Source organism: Branchiibius cervicis (assembly GCF_042661605.1).
In the GTDB taxonomy this organism is placed as follows: Bacteria; Actinomycetota; Actinomycetes; order Actinomycetales; family Dermatophilaceae; genus Branchiibius; species Branchiibius cervicis.
Window position 1 is genome coordinate 1,682,389 of sequence record NZ_JBHSWJ010000002.1, and the last position, 24,196, is coordinate 1,706,584.

The 24,196-nt window shown below is 68.0% G+C and carries 22 protein-coding genes and 1 pseudogene; 5 read left to right on the forward strand and 18 right to left on the reverse strand.

The window, feature by feature from the left end; translation table 11 throughout:
• Positions 1–18: 18 nt before the first annotated feature.
• The 5 genes from ACFQBT_RS08875 to ACFQBT_RS08895 are packed head-to-tail and all read right to left on the reverse strand — an operon-like array spanning position 19 to position 6,007.
• Positions 19–246 carry a hypothetical protein gene (locus ACFQBT_RS08875; RefSeq protein WP_377822044.1) on the reverse strand — a complete coding sequence of 76 codons (228 nt, stop codon included), beginning with the start codon at positions 244–246 and terminating at the stop codon, positions 19–21.
• The gene (locus tag ACFQBT_RS08880) at positions 243–1,094 is read right to left on the reverse strand and encodes a glycosyltransferase (protein WP_377822045.1); all 852 of its coding nucleotides are present in this window, start codon (positions 1,092–1,094) and stop codon (positions 243–245) included. Before ACFQBT_RS08880 ends, ACFQBT_RS08875 begins: the two co-directional genes overlap by 4 nt.
• Complete coding sequence (locus ACFQBT_RS08885) at positions 1,091–1,909, reverse strand: glycosyltransferase family 2 protein (protein WP_377822046.1); 819 nt, start codon at positions 1,907–1,909, stop codon at positions 1,091–1,093. Before ACFQBT_RS08885 ends, ACFQBT_RS08880 begins: the two co-directional genes overlap by 4 nt.
• The gene (locus ACFQBT_RS08890; protein ID WP_377822048.1) at positions 1,902–4,247 is read right to left on the reverse strand and encodes a hypothetical protein; all 2,346 of its coding nucleotides are present in this window, start codon (positions 4,245–4,247) and stop codon (positions 1,902–1,904) included. The genes ACFQBT_RS08885 and ACFQBT_RS08890 overlap by 8 nt, the downstream gene beginning before the upstream one ends.
• Before the next feature lie 20 nt (positions 4,248–4,267).
• The gene (locus ACFQBT_RS08895; RefSeq protein WP_377822050.1) at positions 4,268–6,007 is read right to left on the reverse strand and encodes an alpha-(1->3)-arabinofuranosyltransferase domain-containing protein; all 1,740 of its coding nucleotides are present in this window, start codon (positions 6,005–6,007) and stop codon (positions 4,268–4,270) included.
• A 134-nt stretch (positions 6,008–6,141) separates the two neighbouring features.
• Between ACFQBT_RS08895 and ACFQBT_RS08900 the strand changes: the two genes are divergently transcribed.
• Positions 6,142–7,296: an oligosaccharide flippase family protein gene (locus tag ACFQBT_RS08900; RefSeq protein ID WP_377822052.1), complete on the forward strand. Its 1,155-nt coding sequence runs from the start codon at positions 6,142–6,144 to the stop codon at positions 7,294–7,296.
• Between the two features lie 53 nt (positions 7,297–7,349).
• Here the strand turns inward: ACFQBT_RS08900 and ACFQBT_RS08905 are convergent, their stop codons facing one another.
• Both ACFQBT_RS08905 and ACFQBT_RS08910 read right to left on the reverse strand, forming a co-directional pair.
• The gene (locus ACFQBT_RS08905) at positions 7,350–8,159 is read right to left on the reverse strand and encodes a class I SAM-dependent methyltransferase (RefSeq protein ID WP_377822054.1); all 810 of its coding nucleotides are present in this window, start codon (positions 8,157–8,159) and stop codon (positions 7,350–7,352) included.
• On the reverse strand, positions 8,160–8,600 hold the full coding sequence (locus ACFQBT_RS08910; RefSeq protein WP_377822055.1) for a hypothetical protein: 441 nt from the start codon (positions 8,598–8,600) through the stop codon (positions 8,160–8,162). It abuts the gene before it with no gap.
• Positions 8,601–8,656: 56 nt separating this feature from the next.
• Here ACFQBT_RS08910 and ACFQBT_RS08915 point away from each other — a divergent pair, with 56 nt between their 5' ends.
• From ACFQBT_RS08915 to ACFQBT_RS08925, 3 genes are read left to right on the forward strand one after another with little or no spacing between them, the layout of a single operon-like run.
• Positions 8,657–8,980 (forward strand): nucleotidyltransferase family protein, encoded by a 324-nt coding sequence (locus tag ACFQBT_RS08915; RefSeq protein WP_377822057.1) that lies wholly within the window; start codon positions 8,657–8,659, stop codon positions 8,978–8,980.
• Entirely contained in the window at positions 8,970–9,425 is a 456-nt protein-coding gene (locus ACFQBT_RS08920; protein ID WP_377822058.1) for a nucleotidyltransferase family protein, read from the forward strand. Before ACFQBT_RS08915 ends, ACFQBT_RS08920 begins: the two co-directional genes overlap by 11 nt.
• Positions 9,422–11,074 carry a hypothetical protein gene (locus ACFQBT_RS08925; protein ID WP_377822060.1) on the forward strand — a complete coding sequence of 551 codons (1,653 nt, stop codon included), beginning with the start codon at positions 9,422–9,424 and terminating at the stop codon, positions 11,072–11,074. The genes ACFQBT_RS08920 and ACFQBT_RS08925 overlap by 4 nt, the downstream gene beginning before the upstream one ends.
• A 17-nt stretch (positions 11,075–11,091) precedes the next feature.
• On the opposite strand, the pseudogene polA reads toward ACFQBT_RS08925, so the two are convergent.
• Positions 11,092–13,769, reverse strand: a pseudogene (polA, locus tag ACFQBT_RS08930) (DNA polymerase I).
• Between the two features lie 19 nt (positions 13,770–13,788).
• Here polA and ACFQBT_RS08935 point away from each other — a divergent pair.
• Entirely contained in the window at positions 13,789–14,199 is a 411-nt protein-coding gene (locus tag ACFQBT_RS08935; protein WP_377822061.1) for a PaaI family thioesterase, read from the forward strand.
• On the opposite strand, the gene ACFQBT_RS08940 is transcribed toward ACFQBT_RS08935, so the two are convergent.
• The 10 genes from ACFQBT_RS08940 to ACFQBT_RS08985 all read right to left on the reverse strand — a co-directional run bounded on the left by ACFQBT_RS08940 (position 14,185) and on the right by ACFQBT_RS08985 (position 24,163).
• Positions 14,185–14,751 carry a GNAT family N-acetyltransferase gene (locus ACFQBT_RS08940; RefSeq protein ID WP_377822063.1) on the reverse strand — a complete coding sequence of 189 codons (567 nt, stop codon included), beginning with the start codon at positions 14,749–14,751 and terminating at the stop codon, positions 14,185–14,187. The genes ACFQBT_RS08935 and ACFQBT_RS08940 overlap by 15 nt on opposite strands.
• A 70-nt stretch (positions 14,752–14,821) precedes the next feature.
• Complete coding sequence (locus ACFQBT_RS08945) at positions 14,822–15,532, reverse strand: ABC transporter ATP-binding protein (RefSeq protein ID WP_377822064.1); 711 nt, start codon at positions 15,530–15,532, stop codon at positions 14,822–14,824.
• The gene (locus ACFQBT_RS08950; RefSeq protein ID WP_377822066.1) at positions 15,519–16,448 is read right to left on the reverse strand and encodes an ABC transporter ATP-binding protein; all 930 of its coding nucleotides are present in this window, start codon (positions 16,446–16,448) and stop codon (positions 15,519–15,521) included. Before ACFQBT_RS08950 ends, ACFQBT_RS08945 begins: the two co-directional genes overlap by 14 nt.
• Complete coding sequence (locus ACFQBT_RS08955) at positions 16,445–17,626, reverse strand: branched-chain amino acid ABC transporter permease (RefSeq protein ID WP_377822067.1); 1,182 nt, start codon at positions 17,624–17,626, stop codon at positions 16,445–16,447. The genes ACFQBT_RS08950 and ACFQBT_RS08955 overlap by 4 nt, the downstream gene beginning before the upstream one ends.
• The gene (locus ACFQBT_RS08960) at positions 17,626–18,630 is read right to left on the reverse strand and encodes a branched-chain amino acid ABC transporter permease (protein WP_377822069.1); all 1,005 of its coding nucleotides are present in this window, start codon (positions 18,628–18,630) and stop codon (positions 17,626–17,628) included. Before ACFQBT_RS08960 ends, ACFQBT_RS08955 begins: the two co-directional genes overlap by 1 nt.
• Before the next feature lie 105 nt (positions 18,631–18,735).
• Entirely contained in the window at positions 18,736–19,968 is a 1,233-nt protein-coding gene (locus ACFQBT_RS08965) for a branched-chain amino acid ABC transporter substrate-binding protein (RefSeq protein WP_377822071.1), read from the reverse strand.
• 111 nt (positions 19,969–20,079) lie between these two features.
• The gene (locus ACFQBT_RS08970) at positions 20,080–20,769 is read right to left on the reverse strand and encodes an ANTAR domain-containing response regulator (RefSeq protein WP_377822073.1); all 690 of its coding nucleotides are present in this window, start codon (positions 20,767–20,769) and stop codon (positions 20,080–20,082) included.
• Between the two features lie 57 nt (positions 20,770–20,826).
• Positions 20,827–21,195, reverse strand: coding sequence for a DUF779 domain-containing protein (locus ACFQBT_RS08975; protein WP_377822074.1), 369 nt, complete (start codon positions 21,193–21,195; stop codon positions 20,827–20,829).
• 78 nt (positions 21,196–21,273) lie between these two features.
• Positions 21,274–22,797, reverse strand: coding sequence for an aldehyde dehydrogenase (adh, locus tag ACFQBT_RS08980; RefSeq protein WP_377822075.1), 1,524 nt, complete (start codon positions 22,795–22,797; stop codon positions 21,274–21,276).
• A gap of 112 nt (positions 22,798–22,909) precedes the next feature.
• Complete coding sequence (locus ACFQBT_RS08985) at positions 22,910–24,163, reverse strand: GAF domain-containing protein (RefSeq protein ID WP_377822077.1); 1,254 nt, start codon at positions 24,161–24,163, stop codon at positions 22,910–22,912.
• Positions 24,164–24,196: the final 33 nt, after the last annotated feature.

The window sequence follows — 24,196 nt, forward strand, 5'->3', positions numbered from 1 at the left end:
ACCCTCACAGCGGCGCCCTCACTGCTGAGCCTCGACCTGAGCGAACGCCTCTCCCATCCGGGCACATTGGGTGCTCAGATCGTGCTCCGCGACCATCCTGGCCCGGTTGACCGCCCCGACCCCGGCCCGACGGGCGCGATCGGACAGGAAAGCCAGCAGCCCATCGGCGAGTGCCTCGGGGTCGTCGTCCACCAGAAGGTTCGGTGCGTGGACGGCTTCGTCGTTCGTGCCACACCGGGTCGTCACGACCGGCAGACCACAGGCCTGTGCCTCCAGGTAGGCCAACCCGAGTTGTTCGGTCCACTTCCACGTGGGCCGGGGGCCGTGGTGAACACGGCCGAGGATCGCAACAGGTCGGCCACGCCGGCGGCGTCCAGATAACCGGCGAGGGTGACCCGTTGACCTGGATCTGCCGCAGCAGACTGCACGAGGGGCAACAACGAGCCGCTGCCGGCGACGACCAGCGACGCCTCCGGAATGGTGCGACGCACGATCGTCATCGCTTGCAGTACCCGGTCGATCCCCTTGTTGGGTTCCAGCGGCGAGATGAAGACCACCCGCGGATCGGTCGACGGCGCCGAGGCCGGGGTGAACAGCCCGGTGTCCACGCCCGGTTTGACCACCCGGATCCGTTCGTCTTCGAACCCGTTGGCCAGCAGGTGGTCTCGCGCAGCATCGACCATGCACAGCAGCAGGTCCGCGTCACGGCACGACGTCACTGCCTGCCGGTAGGGCGGGATCTTGTACAGCGGCTGGTCGGGCAGGTTCTCCCAGGTGATGACCGCCTGCAGCGGTGTGCCGCCCCGCCGCCACCGGCTGGCCTGACCGGTCACCAGCGAGCACAACTCCAGTGACGCAACCCAGTCGTAATCGCCCGGATCCTGCCGGTCGAGGCCGCGCGCCCAGGCGAAGGCGCCCGCCTCGATGAACCGCTTGATCGGCCGCCGGTACGTCGTGGGAACCCATGTGATGTCACCCACCGGCTCCTGCCGGGCCAGCGCCGTGACCGATGTCCCCGGCATCTTGGACATCCAGTACAACTCCCGGCGAGCACGCTGATCCGGCAAGGACACCCACAGCAGACGGCGGGTCATCGCCGCCGCCGACCGGCCCGCGCACCGGCGAGGTAACCGGCCGCTTCCATCCCGCGCATGAGCACCATTCCCGCCGCGTGCACCGGCCGGCGCAGCAGTCTGCCCCGGTTCTGCACGTACGCCGTGAGCAGTGCACGGCCCTGGCCGCTGACCGCACCTTCGTGCTCGTTCTCCAGGGCCGGGATGCTGAGGCCGTAGTAGTAGCGCTTGGTCCAGATGTCGCGCAGCGTCAGCCGGCCTTCGTCGTGGTCGATGATGACCGGCGCCAACGCGATCACGTCACCGCGCTCCCGCATCCGCAACCGCAGGTCGGCATCCTCGGGACCGGACATCGCCGGGTCGAAGCCGCCATCCTCCCGCAGGTAATCCCGTCGCAGCAGACGCGGGTTGTGCAGACCGGGTTGATCCAGGTAGCACTCGCGCTCCAAAGCACGGCAGGCGGTCCAGAAACCTTCTCCCACAGTGCGTTCCGGCAGTGCGATTCCCGTCGCGCCGGTCTCGTGCGCCGTCGCGACGGCCGCGGTCACGGCGTCCGGCGGCAGGATCATGTCACTGTCCAGCCAGATGATCCACGGCCCCGAAGCGACCTCGATACCGCGATTTCGCTGCGCCGAACGCTCCGGTCCCGCGATCTCCAGGCGATCGGCGTACTCGCGCGCAATCTGCTGCGTCGCGTCGGAGCTGTGGTTGTCCACGACGATGAGCTCGACGCTGGGGTAGTCCTGGGCGCGCACCGACTCCAGGCAGGCGGCGATGGTGCGTTGGTTGTTGCGCGTCGGCACCACCACACTGACCATCTCGGACACGTCAGTCATCCTCGCCGTTGTCGCGCCATAGCGTGCGCAGCGTACCGGCCAGCGCGACGACCAGCCCGGCGCCGGCCAGGTAGTGCGGCCACAGATGCGCAGCGACTGCGGTCGCGTTCTGCGTGCCGCGAGCATCGCCCAGCACGATCAGATACACGATCATCGAGGCGACGATCGCACCGGCGCCGACCCATTGCAGGACCCGACCCGGAAGCCGCCAGATCCGCACGGCCGCAACGGTTCCCAACGCAGCCAGCAGGCCGGGGATGCCGACGAAGAAGGCGCTCACCACGACCAGTGCACCCTCCAGCGCCCACCGGGTCCGTGGGGAAACCGCCGGCGCGCGCCAGGTGCCCTCGGGCACCGTGGAGACGGCCCGCAATCGCGAACGCCGGGCCGCCAGGACCAGCGCCGCCAGCAGGAACGCTCCGGATCCGCCGAGCGCGATGTTCGCCGAGGACTGCGGCGCGTAGCGAATGTCGATGACCGTCTCCCGCGCAGAGGCGGTCAGCCGCCACCCGGTGGAGTAGCCGTCGATGACCTGCGGCGCCCCTAGATCCTCGCCGTCGGCCGTGGCCTTCCAGCGACTGTCGTAGCTCTGCCCGATGAGAACGTTCACCGGCCCCTCGCCGCGGACGACAATCGTCTTGTGCGTCGCATCGTTACGCGTGATCTGCTGACCCGGGGTCTGACCCGGCGTGGTGCGTGCACCCTGCCGATCGCGCAACTGCAGGGCATCGATGACATAACCGGCCACCGGCGCGATCGTGTGTTGCCCCGCCGATACCGGGGTGGACGCCTTGCAGGCCCGCCACGTCGAACCGCTCGCCGACACCGCGCTGGTCGCCGGCCGGAGGATGAGCGGCTCACCGTCGATCGTCGTGACCGTGCGGCACGGGTTGGGTGTGGTCGCCCCGGACCCGGTGTGCACCTTCGCACCCGTATCGATCCTGACGAAGCGTGCAGCCGGCCCGCGCGGCGCACCCGAGTCCGACAGGATCCTGATCCGGACTGACGATCCCTGCACGTCACCGGGGACCGGGATGGTCGTGCTGCCGTCGTGCTCGAGGGTTGCGGTGGTGACCTGCTTACCGTCCACCAGTACCGCCACCCGATCCGCCCAGCGGGTGCTGACCCCGGTGTCGTCGCCGGAGCCGCGCTGCTGGTCCACGGTGACCGACCTGATCGGACGCCGGGCCGTATCGATCTGCCACCAGGCGCCCACCAGAGAGGTGGCCGCGGAGGCGGTGCTCGCCGGCACCCACGCGGTACCGCTCGAGCCGTCGGCTGCTTGTGACGGGCGCGACGCGGCCTGGTCGAAGGCAGCTCCTGAGCCCGTGACCCGAACATCCGTCGCGTAGCCGGCGAGGTCGTCGTCCAAACGCTGCCGTTGCTGGGCGCTGGTCACCCGCACCGTCGCAGTCGCCGCGAAGTCCCGGTCATCCGGCAGCGTGACGATGCGCTGCAGCGACGTCTCCGGATCATCGTTGCCGGCGCTGCCGCGAACCCGGGTCAGCAGGACGTCCAGTGGCGTGGCGTCGAACTCCTGCCGGCCGGCGGAGTCCAGTGCGGCGTACGCCGTGTTGAACGTCAGCGGGGTCCGGGCCGCGCGCACGGCGACAGCGCCGTCCACCTGGATGTCCCGGATGCCGACCACGTTGTAACCGCTACCGCGGGTGCTGTCGATGGTGACCCGGACGCTGGTGGCGCGAACCCCGCCGAGGTCGACCGTGCCGTAACCGCTGTCGGGCAACGACACGGTTCGTTTCACACCACCCGCCTGCACGGTGACCTTGTCGATCCGCACCCCGGCATCACCGGTCACCTGGGCGATCCGGATCGTGCGCAGGTCCTGTTCGTGCGGCAGTGCGATCTGCAGCCACTGCCCGTCGGCGTGTCCGAAATCGCCGAAGAGCCAGGCGGTCTCGGGATTGCCGTCGACGGCGTTCTCCGGGACCGCATACGGCATCCCGATGAATGCGCCGCCGTACGACGAGGCGGTCACCAAAGCACCGGATCGCACCAGCACGGTCTGGTCGCCCGTGTCGGTGCCGAGCGTGCGCGTGACCCCCAACGGTTCGTCAGCCGACACAAGGGCGCCCTGGCCGTCGGTCAGCCGGTTGGTGAGCGTGTCGCGGCGCGCGTTGGTGTCGGTCAGCACCAACCGTCCGGCGGTCGACAACCGCTGGCTGAACTGGGCGGCGCTCAGACCCGCGGCGTACTCGAAACTGGGTGACGTCCCCAGGTCGCCGGCGGCACTGAGCTGCGGAACGGCCCAGCCGTCGCCGGCCACCAGCAGAGAACCGCGAGCCGGTTCCGCGCGCAGCGTCGGTCTCGCGTTCCTCACCGAGAACAGTTGCAGTGGGGTCAGTTTCGCGGTCTGCTCATCGACGTCCGAGGCGCCCGCGAAGAGGTACTCCCCGGATCGCCGAAGTTCTGCTCGCCGGTGAGTCCCTGATCCGCATCCAGGGTGCCGGCGGTCTGCAGCGGCGAGGCCCCACCGTCGGTCTGCCAGTCGATGTCGTGTCGCAACAGGACCTTGTCCACGCCCAGATAGCGTGCCGCCGACGAGACGAAGTCGGTGGGCGCCGTACCCGATTGCAGCGTGTCATCCAGTGCCGCAAGGTAATTGGCCGCTGGTGCGGACGCGTTGGGAGTGGTGTAGGGAATGATCACGTTGCGCGTGAACAGCGCATTGGCCAGGTCGTCCGGCCGGTTGGTCGACCACCGGTACCGGGCACTGACCTGGCCGGGCAGCATCAGCACCGCGGAGTCCGCAGCCCCGGAGTCAGCCGCGGCGGACGCGGTGATCCAGTAGTCGGGTACGTCCAAGGGCGAGATGTAGAGGTTGCCGGTGACCGCGGGCAGCGTCCAGGCGGTCAGCAACGCCAGGGCACCGGCGCCGGCGGCCGGCGCCACCACGGGCAGGGTCCGCAAACGGCGGACCAGCACCCACGCCCCTGCGCCCAGCGACAGCGCGAACGCCAGTGCGAGCACCGCGCCCACCTTGTTGGTGGTGCGGAAGGCCGACAACGCGGGTACGCCGAGCACCCGGGCCAGCAGACCGCCGAACGGCGACGCGGGATCGCTTCCGGGATAGGCCCCCACCATCACCACCGCGGCGATCGCGACCGCACCCGTCGCGAACCACCGGGCCATACCTCGCGACCAGCGCAGGCTCACCAGCGCCAACGCCGGCCAGACGATCGTCAGCAGCATGATCAGCGGACTGGTGACGTAGGCGCTGTACTGCGGGATCCAGGCGCCGTCGGCGTCGAAGCCGTACAGCGGCCACAGCCCCATCCCGCGCAGCACCTCCGGGTAGGACGACACCTTTGCGATGCCGTCGATGGTCTCGGAGGCGGCCGTGATCGACGCACCGGTCGCGGACGCCGAGATCGCCGGCACCAACCAGTAGGCCGACAGGCCGAGCACGAAGACGGCGCAGCGCAGCACCGTACCCGCGATCCGGCCCCAGCCGATCTGCCACTGCCAGCGGGCGAAGACGATAAGGGGCACCAACGCCAACAGCTGCAACACGGGGACCACGCCGGCGTTCATGCCGCTCATCGCGAAGAAGCACAGGCCGAACAATCCCGCCCACGCCCAGCGACCCCAGCGGGTCTCGGCGCGCAGCGCCCTGAGAAAGCACAGCAACTGCCACGGCAGGAAAGCCAGCGGCAGCGCGATCGCCAGCGTCGAACCGGCCTGCACGGTGTAGGGGTTGGCCAGGTACAGAACACCGGCAGCCAGCGCCGACCACCTGCTGACCTTCGGACTCAACTCCCGCAGCAGACGGTTGGCGCCCCATGCAGCAATCAGCCACAGTCCCAGGTGGAACACCTTGAAGGTCCACTCCGGTGACAAGCCGATGCTGCGCAGCACTCCCGTGACGAGCAGGACCGGGACGACGCCGACATTGAAGTTCGGAGAGCCGAGGTAGGGCGAGGAGATCCACGCGTGCAGGTAACTACCCGCCGTACGCCAGGGAGCCCAGTAGATCTCCGGCTTGATGTCGGTGTTGAAGGTGCCCAGGCCGTTCAGGAAGACGATCGCGGTCAGTAGCGCGATCCCCATGCCGACGGCGAACCGGTAGGGGTCCAGCACACGTCGCACAGTGAACAAAGCTCCAGGTATTGGCGGGCAGTCGCGCCAATATAACCCGGGAGTAACCTGCATCACTGTGCCCCGTCGCCACGTAGCAGACCCCGGCGCCGGCGCCGGTTCGGCCGGGCCGCGGGATGAGTGCAGCGCTCGGCGTCGCGATGGGCGTCGCGAACGCGGTGGGTTACCTCGTCGTGCTGTTGCTGTCGCGGTCCCTGGGTGCTTCCGACTTCGGCGGATACAGCGCCCTGAGCGCGTACGGCGTCCTGCTGTCGATCCCGGCCGGCGCCTTCCAGGTCATCATCGCCCGACGTATCGCGATGAACCGGGCCGGTGAGGTCACCTCCGGGCTACGGGCCACACTGCTGCTGTCCGCCCTTGCCACGACCATCACGGTCGTCCTCGCGCCCGTGCTGGCGGCGGCATTCCACCTGTCATCGCTGTGGGCTGTGGTCCTCCTGGCGGCGATGCTGCCGGGCATGCTGATCACCGGCTGCCTGCAGGGAATCCTGCTCGGCAGCCACCGGCTGCCGGCTCTGGCATCGCTGTACGTCGTGACCGCGGTGACGCGACTCATCGCGGCCTTCGTCGCCGCCGCAGTCCACGCGGACGTGACCGGGGTGATGGCGGCGATGTTGACCGCCAACGTCCTGACCGTTCTGGTCGGCGGGTGGCTGTGCCGGCGGGAACTGCGCACAGTGCCGACGACGGGGCATGCCCTGGTGCGCGAGATGCTGCGCTCCAACAGTTCGCTGGCGGCGTTCATCGCGCTCACCAACGTCGACGTTCTGCTCGCCCGCCACTTCCTGAGCCCGCACGAGTCCGGCGGCTACGCGCTGGCGTCGACCTTCGCCCGCGCCATCTTCTGGGGCACCCAGTTCATCGCCCTCATCGTGGTCCCGCGGATGCATCGCGTCGACGCGACCCGGGCGCTGCTGCGCGCGACCGGCCTCGTCGTGCTGATCGGCCTGACCGGTTTCGCGATCGTCGCGATCAACCCGCGCTTCTGGGTCACCGCGGCCGGCGGCCCGGAGTACGCCGAGTACGGACCCCTGGCCCTGGCGTGCGTCCTGCTCGGGATCGCCTGGGCTCTGGCACAGCTGTGGCTGTTCTCCGAGATGAGCCGCGGCGGGGCCGTGCTCGGCGCGCTGACCTGGGTGGTCACCGCCGCGCAGATCGCGGTGATCGCGTTGTGGATGCACGGGTCCGGTGCTCAGATCGCGTTGGTGTGCGGTATCGGCGCAACCGTCATCGCCGTCGGCGGGCTGGTCGAACTGCGGCTGCGCCGCTGAACGCATCGCCCGGGCGCACGCAGCCCATCAGTCGATCTTGCGCGAGCGTCCCATCACCCATCTGGCCGCTTCCTTGGCGGGGCCGGGGAACCGCGCGGCTGCCTTCCACGCAACGCTGTTGAGGCGGTCCTGCACGTGCGCCTGGTAGTACCGCAGCGCCTCGTCGGTGCGACTGAGCTCACGGCGAGCGCCGGGGGACGGCGGTAGACCAGGGCATGCAGACCGTTGGCCCACAGCGGGTCGTCCGCCTCGCGGGCGTCCCACCGTTCGACGACCTGCCAGCCGCTGTGCCGCTTGATGAACTGACGGTGCGCCCGCTGCACCACCGGCCAGGTCGCGTCGTCGACCAGGACCAGGGCCTCGTCGGCCAACAGCGGTTCGACGACGGCCAGCGCCAGGTAGTGCGACAACAGCGTGTGTTCGCCGTCGTAGAAGTAGACCCCGACAGGGTCGGGCAGTGCGCCGGGCTCGGCCATCAGCTTGAAGCAGTCGCCCTCGAGCAGGGTCACGTCAGCAGTACCCGCCCACCGCTCGAGGTTGGCCTCCAACTCGGCCCGGGCCTCCTGGCCGGCCATGCCGAATTCGAGGAAATTCTCCATCGCGTAGAACTTCTGGTGCCTCGCGTCCTGCACCGCCGCGCACAGCGAACGGCCCTTGAAGGTGCCGACCTCCAGGTAGACCTCGTCGGGCGGTAACAGACTCGCGGCCCAGTGCAGCACGGCGAGTTCGTTCGGGCCGGTGAAGCCGGTCACCGCGTCCGGACCGTCGACGAAACCCATCCAGCGCTCGTCGGCCGGCGGGGTCGTCTGCGGGTCTGCCGTGAACAGCGGCGCAATGCCAGCGAGAAATGCCTGCGTGTCCACTCAGCCGCGCCCTGCCGTACTCGGATCGACGTCCTCAGCAGCGGTTCCGGCTACATCCTGGTTCCGGCGGAACTGGCCGTCCTCGCTGATGTAGCCACGGGGTGTCCGGGGCACTTCGGTGCGCGCGACGCCGAAGAACAACGACCCCAGGATCAGCACCATGAGACCGAGACCGCCGAAGAGGAACGTCCGCAGCTTGCTGACGTCGGCCAGGTTGCCGCACACTCCCTTGGCGAATGCATCGGTCGGGATGTTGGCTGCAGAGCCGCAACCGAAAATGCCGCCGCTGTCACTGACCGTGTGGAGCGGCTCGTAGTAGAAGTACAGCGCGATGGCCAGCAGGGCCAGACCCACCAGCAGGCAGATCTTGGTGCCCAACCGGGGTCGAACGGAGACGCGCGTGGGCGCCTCTGCGCGGGTTGCTGCTTGATCGTCGGACATACCGACATACCCTAGTGGCGTGCGACACACGTGCCGTCAGCGGACCGCTTGATTCCATGGACGATTCGGCACATCGCCCGGCCTCCCTCGGCCGGGTCGTCGCCATCGTGCTGGCCGGCGGACGCGGTGAGCGTCTGCGCCCCCTCACCGACGAATGTCCCAAACCGTTGGTGGAGGTGGGCGGCCGTCCGCTTGTGGGCTACGCCTTGGACCGGCTTGCCGCCGCCGGCGTCACCGATGTCCTGCTCAGTACCGCGTACCGCTCCGCGCAATTCCCTGCCGTGCTCGGCGACGGATCGGCGTACGGCGTGCGCTTGCGTTTCAGTGTCGAGAACCCCCGCTCGGCACCGGTGGCGCACTGGGCCTCGCGTGGCGCGTGATCAACCGGGGCGACGGCCCGCCCCCGATGCGGTGGTCGTCCTCAACGCCGACCAGTTGTCCGGCCACGACCTGTCTGCGCAACTGCGGCAGTTCGACCGCGACCGGCCCGAGGGGCTGCTGCATGTGCGGTTCGCTCATGACCGTCGTACGTTCGGCGCCGTGGAGGTGGACGCGGCCGGCCGGGTGACGGCCTTCCGGGAGAAGCCGGCCGGCGCCGGTCCCGGGCTGGTCAACGTCGGCTGTTACGTGTTCCACCCGTCGCTGATCCGACAGGTGGCTGAGCACAACGGTCCGGTGAGCCTGGAGCGAGAGCTCCTGCCGGGCTGGATCGCCGGGGGTAGAGCCATCGACGCGTTCCGCGACGACGCATTCGGCCTGGATGTCGGCACTCCAGCCGCCCTGGCCGAGGCGCACAAGCACCTCGGGAACGGGGCCGATCGATGAGGCACCCCGAACGCGACCGGGCGCACCTCATCGTGTGGCTCGCGGTCATCGTGCTGTGCGCCGTCATCGCTGCGTGGGTCGTCATCCTGGCGGGAGCGCACTGGATCCCTCAGGGCGACAACGCTGTCGTCGCGACCAAGGTGCACGACGTCTTCAGCGCCCACCCGCCGCTTCAGGGGCAGCGCAGTACCAGCAGCCTCACGACCAACGACGTCTACGCCCACCACCCCGGCCCGATCGAGTTCTATCTGCTCGCGATCCCCTATGCCCTTTTCGGTTTCGCTCCGGTGGGACTGCTGGTGGGCAGCGCCCTGGTACAGATGGCGTTCGTGGTGGTGGGGGTACGCGCCGCTGCGTTGACCGGTGGCCTGGTGGGCGGGTGGATCGCGGTGGCGGTCACCGCAGCCACGATGGCCGGCTTCGGCGATCTGCTCATCCGCCCCCTCAACCTCTACTTCCCGATCCTGGGTCTGGTCCCCCTGGTCATGCTTGCGTGGCGCCTGATGGTGGGCCGCCGCGACGCCACGGTCTGGTACGTCGCGATCGCCAGTATCGTGGCGCAACCGCACATCTCGCTGCTGCTGACCGTCGCCGTCATAACCCTGACGGTGATCGTGACCGCGGTCGTCCGGCGACGGTTGCGCACGGGCAGTTGGTTCCCGCCGCCGTGGTCTCGACGCGGTGTGCTGGCACTGCTCGTCGGATTGGTCCTGTGGGCGCCGGTCATCGTCGAGACGTTCGCCTTCTTCCCCGGCAATACCGCCCAGCTGATCGGCGTGGCCCTCGGCGGCGCGCCATCGGTGCCGTTGTCCGATGCCCTGGGCCAGGTCGGATCGGCCATCTGGCCCTGGGGCGGGCATCTGGTGCACTCCGCGGTGCTTGTGATCGTGCTCGTCCTGGCCATCGTCTGCTGCGTGGATCTGGCCCGGCGTTACTGGCACGGTCAGCGGCGCGGCCTGGGTGTTCACGCCGCGGTCGTCGTCGCGCTCCTCGGGACGTTAGCGGCGATCTGGACGACGCTGCGGATCGGTAACCTGCTGCAACTGCCGTACGCCGACGCGCTCAGCGCCGTCCCGTTCAGTCTGGCCGCGTTCGTCGCGTGGTGGGTGGTTCGCAACCTGGCCGGGGTCTGGGATCCGGCACGGACGGCCGCCCGATCCCTCGCGCAGCGATCGGTGCCGGTTTCCGTCGGGGCGGGAGCGTTGATCGCCGCCTTCTCGGTGTTCGTCCTTCCGGCCAGCGCGCTGCGATCCTCCTTCAGCGAGCCGACCACCCTCACGACGCTGGCCCGGGACGCGGTCGGCGTGGTGGACCGCGAGTTGTCGGCGCAGGGCTTCACCGACGGGCCCGTCCGGGTGGAATATCAGGGCCTGTATTCGTGGACCAGTCTGGGTCCGGCGGTCGTCACGGACCTTGCGGCCGCGGGCCGGCCGGTGTATTTCGACGTGTTCTGGCCCAACCCGCAGGACGACGACTTCCATCGGTTGCGCAACGCACCGGCGGGTGCCCCGACGGTCTTCCTGCGGGACGCCGGCGGCCATGACGCCCTGCCGGAATGGGCGGGTACCGCCGGCTGCGTCTGGCACTCGATCCAGCCGCCCACCGATGCGGCGCCCGGCACCCGGATCGAGGCGTGTGTGCGCCGCTGACGTGAGCGGCTCGCGGCTCAGTGCGCGGCGTCGTGCCAGGACCTGCCCACGCCGACGCTGACGTCCAGCGGTACATCCAGCGCCACGGCCTTGCCCATGTCGTCGCGCACGATCTGCTCGACCCGGTCCAGCTCGCCGGGTGCGATCTCCAGGACGAGCTCGTCGTGCACCTGCAACAGCATCCGCGAGCGCAGCCCGGCCTCCCGCAGCGACGCCCCCACCCGCAGCATCGCCAACTTGATGATGTCGGCGGCCGAGCCCTGGATCGGCGCGTTCAGTGCCATCCGCTCGGCCATCTCGCGGCGCTGCCTATTGTCCGAGGTGAGGTCGGGCAGGTACCGGCGGCGCCCGAGCATCGTCTCGGTGTAGCCGGTCTTGCGGGCCTGCTCGACCACTTCGTGCAGGTAGTCGCGCACCCCGCCGAACCGGGCGAAGTACTCCTCCATCAGCCCGGAGGCCTCACCGGTCGAGATCGACAGCTGCTTGGACAGCCCGAACGCCGACAGGCCGTAGGCCAGCCCGTAGGACATCGCCTTCACCTTGGCCCGCATCTGCGCGGAGACATCCGCCGGTTCGACGGAGAACACCCGCGACCCGACGAACCGGTGCAGGTCCTCCCCGCCCCGGAACGCCTCGATCAGACCGGCGTCGCCGGACAGGTGCGCCATGATGCGCATCTCGATCTGGCTGTAGTCGGCGGACATCAGGGATTCATAGCCCTGACCGACCACGAACACCTCGCGGATCCGGCGGCCGGCCTCGGTGCGGATCGGGATGTTCTGCAGGTTCGGGTCGGTGGAGGACAGCCGGCCGGTGGCCGCGATGGTCTGCTGGTACGTCGTGTGGATGCGACCGTCGTCCGCCACCGACTTGCGCAGCCCCTCGACCGTCACCCTCAACCGGGTCGCGTCGCGGTGGCGCAGCAGCGCCTCCAGGAAGGGGTGGCCGGTCCTGGCGTAGAGCTCGGTCAAGGCGTCGGCGTCGGTCGTGTAGCCGGTCTTGGTCCGCTTGGTCTTGGGCATGCCCAGGTCGTCGAAGAGCACGGCTTGCAACTGCTTGGGTGAGCCGAGGTTGATCTGCTTGCCCTCGATCGCCTCGTAGGCGTCCTGCGCGGCCTGGTGTACACCGTCGGCGTAGCCGTCCTCGAGCTCGGCCAGCAGGTCGCTGTCCACGGCGATACCGTCGTGCTCCATGGTGGCCAGCACACCGGCCAGCGGGAGTTCGACGTCGCGCAGCAGCGCGGCACCACCCGTGGCGACCAGTTCCTCGTCCAGAGCTATCGACAGGTCCAGTACGGCGCTGGCGTTGCGCATCGCCTGCTGGGCTTCGTCGTCCATCCCGTCCAGGGCCAGGAGTCCCTGGTCCGGGTTACCGGACGCCGGGTTGAGCTCAACCTTCAGATGCCGCAGGGCTAGGTCCGCCAGATCGTACGAGCGCTGGTCCGGACGGACCAGGTAGGCCGCGAGCGCGGTGTCGCTCACGACACCTTCGACCAGGAGGCCACGCGCGGCCAACGCCTGCAACTGACCCTTGACCTCGTGAAACACCTTCTCCCGCAACGGATCCGCGGCCCAGCGGGCAACGGCATCCTCGGCTTCGGGGGTCAGGGCGGCCAGATCGATGTATGCACCGGTGTGCTCGCCGTCGCCGACGGCCAGGGCGATGCCGCGTGCGTCACCGGTGCCCTGGGCCCAGGTGCCGACCACGTGGACGCCGGCGCGGGAGCCGGTGGGCACCTGCTCGGCCAGCCAACCGGCAACCTCATCGGATGCCAGCACCGCGCCGTCGACGGTCACATCCTCCTGGGCCTCGGGTTCGGCCGCCTCCAGCGTCGCGAAGAGCCGGTCGCGCAGGACCCGGAACTCCAAGCCGTCGAAGACGCGATGCACCTCGTCGCGATCCCATACCTGCCGGGCCAGATCTTCCGGGCCCACCGGCAGGTCCAGGTCGCGCAACAACTGGTTCAACCGGCGGTTGCGCAGAACTCCGTCCAGGTGCTCCCGCAACGACTCTCCGGCCTTGCCCTTGATCTCCCCGACGTGGGCGACCAGCCCGCCGAGGTCGCCGTACTGGCCGATCCACTTGGCCGCAGTCTTCGGACCCACGCCGGGCACACCCGGCAGGTTGTCGGAGGTCTCCCCCACCAGCGCGGCCAGGTCGCTGTAACGCTCGGGGGCACGCCGTACTTCTCCTGCACCGCCTCGGGCGTCAGCCGGGCCAGATCGGAGACGCCCTTGCGCGGGTAGAGCAACGTCACTTCGGGGCTGACCAACTGGATGGCGTCGCGATCGCCGGAGCAGATCAGGACCTCATCGAATCCCTCCGCGACGGCCCGGGTCGTCAACGTCGCGATGATGTCGTCGGCCTCGTAACCCTCGGACTCGACGTACGGGATGCGCAGCGCCGCCAGCACCTCGTGGATCAGCGACACCTGGCCCTTGAACTCATCCGGGGTCTTGGAGCGACCGGCTTTGTACTCGGGGTACTCGGCGGCGCGGAAGGTCTGCCGGGACACATCGAAGGCGACACCGATGTGCGTGGGCTCCTCGTCCCGCAGCACGTTGATCAGCATCGAGGTGAAGCCGTAGACGGCGTTGGTGGTCTGGCCGGTGGTGGTCGAGAAGTTCTCCGCCGGCAGCGCGAAGAACGCGCGATAGGCCAATGAATGTCCGTCGAGCAGTAGCAGTCGCTTCACGCATGGCAGCCTAGGCGCTATGACTGACACTTCCTTCTCCACCGCCGGCACGCTGATCGAACGCATGGGTATCGAGATCCTCGAAGCCAGCCCGGAACGCGTCGTGGCCACCATGCCGGTCGCCGGTAACACCCAGCCCTACGGGCTGCTGCACGGCGGCGCCAGCGTGGTGCTGGCCGAAAGCCTCGGCTCCGTGGGCGCCGCACTGCACGCGGGGCCGAACCGGGTCGCCGTAGGAGTGGATATCAACGCCACCCACCACCGGGCCGCGCGCAGCGGTGTGGTCACCGGAACGGCGACCGCGTTGTCGCTGGGTAACACCATGGCCAGTTATGACGTGGTGGTCACCGATGAGGACGGCAAACGTGTGTGTACGTCGCGTATCACCTGTCTGCTGCGCGACGCCGCTCCCGGGTCACGTGCGGGGTAGGGCCGCCCGGGCCCGCAACGACCGGCGTCGGCGCACCAGCGCCGTCGCCACGGTCTCGCGGTGGTCGTCGGTGGCCAGCCGCCTGCGCAGCGCAGCGGGGGTCACGCTGCGGGCGTTGACGAAGGGACCGAAACCGAGGCGGGCGAAGAAGCGCTGCTCGTCGCGACCGGCGGCCGGCACACACGACACCAGTGACGTCGCGCCCACCTGCTCGGCCCGGGAGACCGCCGCCGCCAGCAGCACCCGGGAGACACCACGGCGGCGCATATCCGGCCGGACCCACAACTGCTCCAACCACAAGGTGGGCTCGACCGTCAGACCGGACAACTGGTCGAGCGTGAGCACCGCGAACCCGGCGGGTACATCGTCGACTCGAGCCAGGTAGATCGAAACTTCTTCTCGCGCAAGGGCATTCGCGAGTCGGCCCTCGATCACCTGTCGCTCGGCGAAGTCGGTGCGATGTCCGTCGTCGCTGACCGAGGAAACCCACAGGGGGGCCAGGATGTCGTGATCGGAGCTTCCGATGCGACAAACGGTCAGGTTCGCAGCCAACACACAACTCCTCGGGCCGAGCACGACAGAACGCGTCAGACAATACTCGCGCTCGTGCCCGGCTGGGGAGTCAGGCGCCCAAGTATGCGGCGCGCACCGCGTCGTCCGACGCGAGCTCGCGGCCCAGGCCCTCCCGGGTGATCCGGCCGGTCTCCAGGATGTAGGCGCGGTGCGCCAGTCTGAGCGCCTGGTTGGCGTTCTGCTCCACCAACAGGACCGTCGTTCCCTGCTGGTTCACCTGTTTGACGATGGAGAAGATCTGCCGGATGAACTGCGGCGCCAGACCCATCGACGGCTCGTCCAGCAGCAGCAGTTTGGGCCGGGCCATCAACGCGCGCCCGATTGCCAGCATCTGTTGCTCGCCACCGGACATCGTGCCGCCGGACTGCTTCTGGCGTTCCTTCAGTCGCGGGAACAGGTCGAAGACCCGGTCCAGATCCTCGGCCATCGCCGCCTTGTCGCTGCGGGTGTAGGCGCCCATGTCGAGGTTCTCCATGACCGTGAGCGAGGGGAAGATGCCCCGGCCCTCGGGGGTCAGCGACATACCCTTCACGACGCGCAGATGCGCTCTGGTCTTGGAGATGTCCTCGCCGTCGAAGCTGATGCTCCCACCGGACAGGGACAGCAGACCGGCGATGGAGCGCATCGTGGTGGTCTTGCCGGCACCGTTGGCGCCGATCAGGCTGACGATCTCCCCCTCGTCGACGTGGATGGACATGTTGTGGATCGCCTGGATCCGCCCGTAGTGGACGCTGACGTCGTCCAGCTCAAGCAGCGCCATCGTCTTCGTCCTCTTCGTCGGTGCCCAGGTAGGCGGCAATGACCGCGGGGTCTTGTTGGATCTTGGCCGGTACGTCGTCCGCGATCTTGCGACCGAACTCCAGCACCACGATGCGGTCGGTGACGCCCATGACCAGTTTCATGTCGTGCTCGATCAGCAGGACGGTGTAGCCGTCGTCGCGGATGGAGCGGATCAGCTCCATCAACTCCTGCTTCTCGGCCGGGTTGAAGCCGGCCGCCGGCTCGTCCAGGCACAGCAGCTTGGGTTCCGTGGCCAGCGCACGGGCGATCTCCAACCGGCGCTGGTAGCCGTAGGGCAGGCTGCGTGAGGGAGCGGTGGCCTTGTCGGCGATACCGACGAACTCCAGCAACGCCATCCCCCGGTCGATGGCCTCACGCTCCTCGCGCCGGTGTCGCGTGGTCCGGAAGATCGCACCGGGAACACTGGTGCGGTGCCGGGCATCCAGGCCCACCACGACGTTCTCCAGAGCGGTCATCTCGCCGAAGAGCCGGATGTTCTGGAACGTCCGGGCGATACCGGCCTGGGTGATGGCGTGCTTCTTCTTGCCGACCAGGGAGTTGCCCTCCATGGTGACGGTCCCGGCGGAGGGACGGTAGACACCGGTCATCGCGTTGAAACAGGTGGTCTTGCCCGCTCCGTTGGGTCCGATCAGACCCAGGATCTCCCCGCGCAGGATGTCGAAGGTGACGTGATCGAGCGCGGTCAGACCGCCGAAGGTCACGGTCAGCTCGTTCAGCGAGACCAGCGGCTCGCCGACCCCGACCCGGATCGTGCGATCCGGCGCCACCACTTGGGCGATATCGGGCAGGTCCTCCGGGACGGTGACTTCGACCTCGGGGCTGAGGTGACCCTCGGTAGGCGGCGTCGCGTCCGGATCGTCATGCGGATTGGTCATCGCTGCTCCTCCCCCGTCGCCGTCGCCGGGCTGGTCGTCGCGACCGGCGTCGTACTCACCCATTGCTTCAGTCGACGGGTCGCGGCCAGCAGGTGGTTGCGCACACCGAGCAGACCCTGGGGCCGGAAGATCATCAAGACGATCAGGGCGACACCGAAGATGAAGTACTTCCAGTCGGCGATGAACAGGAACCGGTTGGGCAGGTAGGACACCAGAGCGCCGCCCAGGATGGCGCCGAACTTGTTGCCGGCACCGCCGAGCACCACCGCCGCCAGGAACAGCATCGACGTGGCCACGTCGAACTTCTGGTTGTTCACGAAGCCGACCTGCCCGGCGAAGATCGCACCGGACAAACCACCGATGGCGGCACCGGTCCCGAACGCCCACAACTTGAACTTGAACGTGGGCACACCCATCGTCTCGGCGGCGTCCTCGTCCTCGCGGATCGCGACCCAGGCCCGACCCACACGGGATCGTTCGAGGTTGCCCAGCAGGATCATCACCAGGACGATGATGACCACGGTGAACATGTACCAGGGCGTGCCGTGGCTGTTGTCGAAGATCGGCTGGCCGTTGTGTTCGCCGGGTGGCGCACCGACGTTCTGGAAACCGACGTTGCCGCGCAGCGGCGGAATGATGCTGGCCAGCAACCGGATGATCTCACCGAACCCCAGCGTCACGATGGCCAGATAGTCACCGCGTAGTCGCAGTGTCGGCACACCCAGCAGGACACCGAACACGACGGTGACGATCATCGCCAGCGGCAGGGTCCACAGGTAGGGAATGTGGACCATCGTGGAGTCGGTACTGGTCCACAACGCCGCCACGTAGGAGCCGACGGCGAAGAAGCCGACGTATCCCAGGTCCAGCAATCCCGCCTGCCCGACGACGACGTTCAGACCGAGGGCCGCCAACGCGAACCGGGCCATGTCGAAGCAGGCCAGCGGGAAGTCGGTCCCGGGCTCGGTGCTGATGATCGGCGGATTGAGCACCGGCAGGAAGAAGACGATGAGCCCGAAGACCGCCAGGAAGGCCCACTGCTGCCAGCGCTCGAGGCCGTTCCACTTCTCCTGCAGCTTGTGGAACCGGCCCGGTCTGCGGGTCGACTCCTCGAGTTGCTCGTCCTGCATCTCCTGCGCCTCGGCGGCGCCGCCCATGGGGGCTTGACCCATACTCATCACGCACGCACCTTCGCCAGACTGGAGCCGAGGATGCCCTCGGGCCGGACCATGAGGACCAGCACCAGGACCACGAAGCAGACCACGTCGGTCCATTGCGCATCGCCCAGCAGGTATTGGCCGTAGTTACCGATCATGCCCAGCAGCAGACCACCGAGCAACGCCCCTCGGATGTTGCCGATCCCGCCGAGCACGGCCGCGGTGAAGGCTTTGATACCCAGGACGAAACCGCCGTTGTAGATGACGCCCGCCGGAACCTTCATCACATAGAACAGCGCCGCAGCACCGGCCAACAGGCCACCGATGAGGAACGTCGACATGATGATGCGCTCCTTGTTGACGCCCATCAGGGTTGCGGTGTCAGGGTCCTGGGCGACGGCGCGGATACCGCGACCGAGGCGGGTGCGGCGGATGAACTGGTCGACCGCGACCATCATCACGACTGCCGCGATGACGATGGTCAGCTGCTGGCTGTCGATGATCGTGCCGAACACGTCGAAGACCGGCTTCGGCGTGAACATGATGACCGCCGATTCCGCGTTCGAACCGCGCCAGTTGAACAGCAGGTACTGGATCGCGAACGAGGCGCCGATCGCGCTGATCAGGTAGGCCAACCGCGGGGCACCGCGATCTCGTAGCGGTTTGTAGGCGACCCGCTCCACCAGGAGTGCGACCAGGCCGCTGACCAGCATGGCCGCCAGGCACGCCAGCACGAGGTCCAGGATGATCGAGGCCAGGGGAAGGTTCGGCGCATTGGGCCCGAACCCCAGCGCCGTCAGGGTGAACACCACCGCATACGCACCGGAGATGAAGACCTCGGAGTGGGCGAAGTTGATCAGGTTCAACACGCCGTACACCAGTGTGTATCCGAGGGCCACGAGGGCGTAGATCGCACCGAAGGTCAGTCCGTCGAAGGTCGCGGTCCAGAAATTCTGTAGCAGGTAGGACCAGTCGAACTGGATCCAGCTGTCGTCCGTCGCGACGGCGAGAGCAAAGGTGTGCACAAATGGCTCCTGGGGGTTCGATCGAGGTTCGGGCCACCCGCACCTGCGGCCCCGTCAGCCCGGGGACTGACGGGGCCGCAGCCGTGGTTAGCCCGGATCGGACAGTTACTGGCTGATCACACCGACCGAGACGATCTTGCCGTTGTCGACCTTGTAGCCGTAGACCGGGAGTGCTTCGAGCTCACCGGTGGAGGTCCACTTGTACTTCTTGGACAGGCCGTCCGCGTCGTAGGTCTTGATGAAGTCCTTCAACTTGGCGCGGGTGCCGTCGCCCTTGTCGATACCGGTCAGCATGATCGTCGCCGCGTCGTAACCCTCGACCGAGTAGGTGCCCGGAGCCTTGCCACCCGAGACACTCGAGTAGTCCTTGCTGAAGGAGGGGATCAACTCGCCGGGGATGCAGGGGCAGGTGAAGTAGGCGTTGGAGCTGGCGCTACCGGCCTGCTTGATGAACTCGTCGTCCTTGACACCGTCCGGGCCGATGAAGGCGCCCTTGAAGCCCTTCTGCACCAACTGCTGGTCGAACGGCGCACCCTCGGCGTAGTAACCGGAGTAGAACACGACGTCGGCCTTGGAGTTGATGACCTTCTGCGCCGTGGCGGAGAAGTCCTTCTGACCGGTGGTCACCTTGTCGGTGCCGGCGAGCTTGTCGCCCAGCGCCTTGGTGGTGGTTGCGGCCAGACCGATGCCGTAGTCGGAGTCGTCCTGGACCACGAAGACCTTCTTGGCGCCGAGCTTGGTGGCCAGGTTGGCGGCCGCCGGGCCCTGCACGTTGTCGTTGGCCAGACCGCGGAAGAACGTCGTCCAACCGTTCTGGGTCAGCGTCGGGTTCGTGGCCGAGGGCGTGATGTGCGCCAGACCGGCCTGGTCGAAGATCTTGCCGGTCGCCTTGGACTCACCGGAGAACGGCAGACCGATCACGCCGATGATCTTGTCGTCGTTCACAGCCTGGGTGACCGGGCCGGTGGCCTTGGTCGGGTCGCCTTCGGTGTCGTACTTCTTGAACTGCACCTGGCAGCCCGGGTTGGCCTTGTTGTGCTGGTTGATGGCCAGCTGCACGCCGTTGTAGATGTTGATACCCAACTGGGCGTTGGCGCCGGTCTCGGCACCCACGTACGCGAGCGTCGTACCCGAGTCACACGTGGCCTTGCCGTCCCCGGCCGGCGACACTGCGTCCTTGGGGACATCGAGCGTGGTCACCACGGGAAGCGAGGTCAGATTGCTTCCACCACCTGCACCGGCGGAGCTGGTGCCACCACCGGTACTGCTGTTGGCGCAGCCGGCGAGCGCCAGACCCGCCGCGACGGCCGGGACCGCCACCTTCATGAAAGAACGCACTGGAAAATCCTCCTGTAACACGTAGCAACTGCCCGCGCAGTCGTCTGCCGATGAACACTAAGCCGAATCGCGGTGTCTTCTAGGGACACACACGGGTTCGAGTCCTGTTTGTTACCTTTGCCCGTCCGCCGGAGCCCGCGGCGGGCTCGGCTTGGGTCGTTCGCCGACCGGTTGTCCCGCGGTGCCGGCCGACGGTGCAGTCGGCGTAGCCGGTGCCGCACCGCCCGCAATCACCGCGTCGGCGACCTCGCGCATGCCCAGCCGGCGGTCCATCGCGGTCTTCTGGATCCACCGGAAAGCGCCCGGCTCGTCCAGACCGAGACGGGCCATCAAGATGCCCTTGGCACGATCCAGTCTCTTGCGGGTCTCCAGCCGTTCGCCCAGATCCGCGATCTCGGTCTCCAGGGCCTTGCGCTCACTCCACCGATGCAGTGCGACGGTGATCGCCGGGCGGAGGTCGTCGATCGTGAACGGTTTGAGCACGTAGGCCATGACCCCGGCGTCCGAGGCCCGCTCGACCAGCTCCTTGTCGGAGAACGCGGTCAGCATGACCACCGGTGCGACCCCGCTTGCGCCGAGCTGCTCGGCCGCCGAAATGCCGTCCAGCACAGGCATTTTGACATCCATGACGACGATGTCGGGCTGCAGTGCGGTTGCTCGTTCGACGGCCGCCCGGCCGTCGCCGACTGCCTCCAGGACGTCGTACCCGGATTCGGTCAGCATTTCGGTCAGGTCCAGGCGGATGATGGCCTCGTCCTCGGCGACGAGGATCCGCGGCGATGCGGTATCGACGGTGCTCACGACCCATACTCAAGCACGGCCGTGTTACGCCTACGTGTCAGCCGTAGGTCACCCACCTCACATCAGACGCGAGCGGATCAGGAACCGTTTGCCCGTGGGCGCCTCCAGCGAAAACCCTGCGCCCCTGCCGGGGACCAGGTCGATGGTCAGGTGGGTGTGCTTCCACACCTCGAACTGTTCCTTGGACATCCAGACGGGTACGACGACCCCTTCGCCTGCGTCGAGGTCGCCGAGGTGGACGTCAGCGTCGCCCAGCTTGAACTCACCCTGGGGGAAGCACATCGGCGCCGACCCGTCGCAGCAGCCACCGGACTGGTGGAACATCAACGGGCCGTTGGCCGCAGCGAGGCTGCGCAGCAGTTGCGCAGCCTCGCCGGTCACCGCCACCCGCTCGACGGGTCTTGGGACAGTGACGTAGTCGACCATTCTCTCTGTCGCGCCTCCGGCCTCGGCTCCGGGCCTCGCTTCGCTCGTGTCCTCACCTCGGTCGGCGCTCATGCCGGCTTAGAAGAACCCGAGCTTGTTGGCGTCGTACGACACCAGCAGGTTCTTGGTCTGCTGGTAGTGGTCGAGCATCATCAGGTGGTTCTCGCGGCCGATACCCGAGGACTTGTACCCGCCGAACGCGGCGTGCGCCGGGTAGGCGTGGTAGCAGTTGGTCCACACCCGACCCGCCTGGATCTCGCGGCCCGCCCGGTACGCCGTGTTGATGTCCCGCGACCAGACGCCGGCGCCCAGCCCGTAGAGCGTGTCGTTGGCGATCGACATGGCGTCGTCGTAGTCGTCGAACTCGGTCACCGAGACCACCGGTCCGAAGATCTCCTCCTGGAAGATGCGCATCTTGTTGTTGCCCACGAACACGGTCGGCGCCACGTAGTACCCACCCGACAGGTCGCCGCCGAGGTCGACACGCTCACCACCGGTGATGATGCGCGCGCCCTCCTGGGTACCGATGTCGATGTAGGACAGGATCTTTTCCAACTGGTCGTTGGAGGCCTGCGCCCCGACCATGGTGTCGGTGTCCAGCGGGTTGCCCTGCTTGATCGCCTTCACGCGGTCGATGCCGTCGCCCAGGAACGGGTCGAAGATCGACTTCTGGATCAGCGCGCGGCTCGGGCAGGTGCAGACCTCACCCTGGTTCAGCGCGAACATCGCGAAACCCTCGAGGGCCTTGTCGTAGAACGCATCCTGCTGGCTGGCGACGTCCTCGAAGAAGATGTTCGGGCTCTTGCCGCCCAGTTCGAGGGTGACCGGGATGAGGTTCTCCGAGGCGTACTGCGAGATCAGCCGGCCGGTGGTGGTCTCACCGGTGAAGGCGATCTTGCGGATGCGCTTGGAGGAGGCCAGCGGCTTACCGGCCTCGACACCGAAGCCGTTGACCACGTTGATCACGCCGTCCGGCAGCAGGTCGCCGATCAGCTCCATCAGCAACATGATGGAGGCGGGGGTCTGCTCGGCCGGTTTGATGACGACCGCGTTCCCGGCCGCCAGCGCGGGCGCGAGCTTCCACACGGCCATCAGCAACGGGAAGTTCCACGGGATGATCTGACCGACGACACCCAGCGGTTCCTGGAAGTGGTAGGCGACGGTGTTGTCGTCGATCTGGGAGATGTGCCCCTCCTGGGCGCGCAGCGCACCTGCGAAGTAGCGGAAGTGGTCGACCGCGAGCGGCAGGTCGGCGGCCAGGGTCTCGCGAACCGGCTTGCCGTTGTCCCAGGTCTCGCCGACGGCGAGCATCTCCAGGTTGGCCTCGATGCGGTCGGCGATCTTGTTCAGGATGTTGGAACGCTCGGCGACCGAGGTCTTGCCCCAGGCGGGTGCGGCGGCGTGCGCAGCATCGAGAGCTTTCTCGATGTCGTCGGAGGTGGAGCGCGCCACCTCGCAGAAGACCTTGCCGTTGACCGGCGAGACGTTCTCGAAATACTGACCGGACACCGGCGGCACCCATTGTCCGCCGATGTAGTTGTCGTAGCGGGACTTGTAGGTGACCTTGCTGCCCTCTTGTCCGGGCGGGGCGTAAACAGTCATCGGACACTGCCTTTCGGTGGTCTGCTCCGGCGGCCTTGCCGGATGTGACGCACATTACGAAGCAGCCAGTTGCAGCAACGTTGCACTGATCACACCGGGACCGGTGCCGGGGTCAGAAGTCGCCGAAGGTGAGCGCGTGGATGCGCGCCTCCACGCTGACCATCCGGGGCGAATCGGTTGGCAGCCGGCGCCGCGCGACCTCCCACAATTCCAGGTCGTCGCGACCGAATTCGGTGTCGGCGAAGCGCAGCAGAACGTCCGGATCGCCCGCCCGCAGCACTGCCGCCCTGATCTGCACGTGCACCTCGTCACGTAGTTCGGTGATCGCCGGCGACTCCGATGTCGGCAGCAGCGGCCCGCGGTAACACTGGGCGGCCTCGGTCACCGATCCGCGCGCCAGCAGATCCCGCATGGCGGCCAGGTCCGTGGTCAACGGCCCGGCGACCCGATAGGGCCGTGAGGCAATCGTTTCCTCACCGAGCACCGCTCGCAGCCGGGACATCTCGGCGCGCACGGTCACCGCCGGAATCTCCCGGTCGCTCAGCGCGACGGCGATCTCCTCGGTGGTCAGACCGTCCGGCGCAAGGCTCAGGAGCAGAAGCAGTTCGCTGTGTCGCAGACTGAGCCGCCGCACTCCGTGCGGCTCGGTCAGCAGACCCGCTCGGGCGCCCAGCACCTGAAGGCGCCGTTGAGGGGATGGCGCCGGCACGGCGTACGTCGATAGGTCGGCCCAGCGCGACAACCGGGCCAGGCGCAACTGGGCTTCGACCGCGGCGACGGTCGCCCGCACCATCGACAGACTCTGCGGGTTGGCCGCCTCGTCGTCACCGGTGAGGTCGAGGACGCCGAGCATCGCGCCGGTCTCCGGATCGTGGATCGGCGCGGCGGAACAACTCCAGCGGGTCACCTGGCGGGCCAGGTGTTCGGCGGCCCGGATCTGCACCGCCTGATCGAGCGCCAGGGCGGTGCCCGGCGCGTTGGTGCCGACGACCTGTTCGCTCCAGGTCGCGCCGGGGACGAAGAGCATCGACTCGGCGCGGGCGCGTAGGCCCTGGTCGCCTTCGACCCACAGCAGCCGTCCCGCTGCATCGCTGACCGCCACGAGCATCCCGGCCTCGGAGGCACCCTCCACCAGTAACTGGCGGATCAGCGGCATGAACTCGCCCAGCGGGTGGGCCGCCTGCAACGCGACCAGATCCTGCTGGGTCAAGGTCGGTTGATCGACCTCCGCCTCGGGATCCAGACCGCTGGACAGCGAGCGCTTCCACGAGTCGAGCACGATATCGCGCACTGCAGGCGGCTCGGCCTGGGCGAGGAACGCTTCCCGCGCCTGGGCCAGCAGGCGGCGGTGCTCGCGGTGATCCACCGTTCAACCATACGACGTGTGAGCGGCAGCACT

Excerpts from the sequence above, each read along its gene's own strand:
- ACFQBT_RS08880 (WP_377822045.1), bottom strand. The coding sequence starts at position 1,094 with ATGACCCGCCGTCTGCTGTGGGTGTCCTTGCCGGATCAGCGTGCTCGC.
- ACFQBT_RS08885 (WP_377822046.1), bottom strand. The coding sequence starts at position 1,909 with ATGACTGACGTGTCCGAGATGGTCAGTGTGGTGGTGCCGACGCGCAAC.
- ACFQBT_RS08900 (WP_377822052.1), top strand. The coding sequence starts at position 6,142 with ATGAGTGCAGCGCTCGGCGTCGCGATGGGCGTCGCGAACGCGGTGGGT.
- ACFQBT_RS08910 (WP_377822055.1), bottom strand. The coding sequence starts at position 8,600 with ATGTCCGACGATCAAGCAGCAACCCGCGCAGAGGCGCCCACGCGCGTC.
- ACFQBT_RS08915 (WP_377822057.1), top strand. The coding sequence starts at position 8,657 with ATGGACGATTCGGCACATCGCCCGGCCTCCCTCGGCCGGGTCGTCGCC.
- ACFQBT_RS08925 (WP_377822060.1), top strand. The coding sequence starts at position 9,422 with ATGAGGCACCCCGAACGCGACCGGGCGCACCTCATCGTGTGGCTCGCG.
- ACFQBT_RS08935 (WP_377822061.1), top strand. The coding sequence starts at position 13,789 with ATGACTGACACTTCCTTCTCCACCGCCGGCACGCTGATCGAACGCATG.
- ACFQBT_RS08945 (WP_377822064.1), bottom strand. The coding sequence starts at position 15,532 with ATGGCGCTGCTTGAGCTGGACGACGTCAGCGTCCACTACGGGCGGATC.
- ACFQBT_RS08950 (WP_377822066.1), bottom strand. The coding sequence starts at position 16,448 with ATGACCAATCCGCATGACGATCCGGACGCGACGCCGCCTACCGAGGGT.
- ACFQBT_RS08955 (WP_377822067.1), bottom strand. The coding sequence starts at position 17,626 with ATGAGTATGGGTCAAGCCCCCATGGGCGGCGCCGCCGAGGCGCAGGAG.
- ACFQBT_RS08975 (WP_377822074.1), bottom strand. The coding sequence starts at position 21,195 with ATGGTCGACTACGTCACTGTCCCAAGACCCGTCGAGCGGGTGGCGGTG.
- adh (WP_377822075.1), bottom strand. The coding sequence starts at position 22,797 with ATGACTGTTTACGCCCCGCCCGGACAAGAGGGCAGCAAGGTCACCTAC.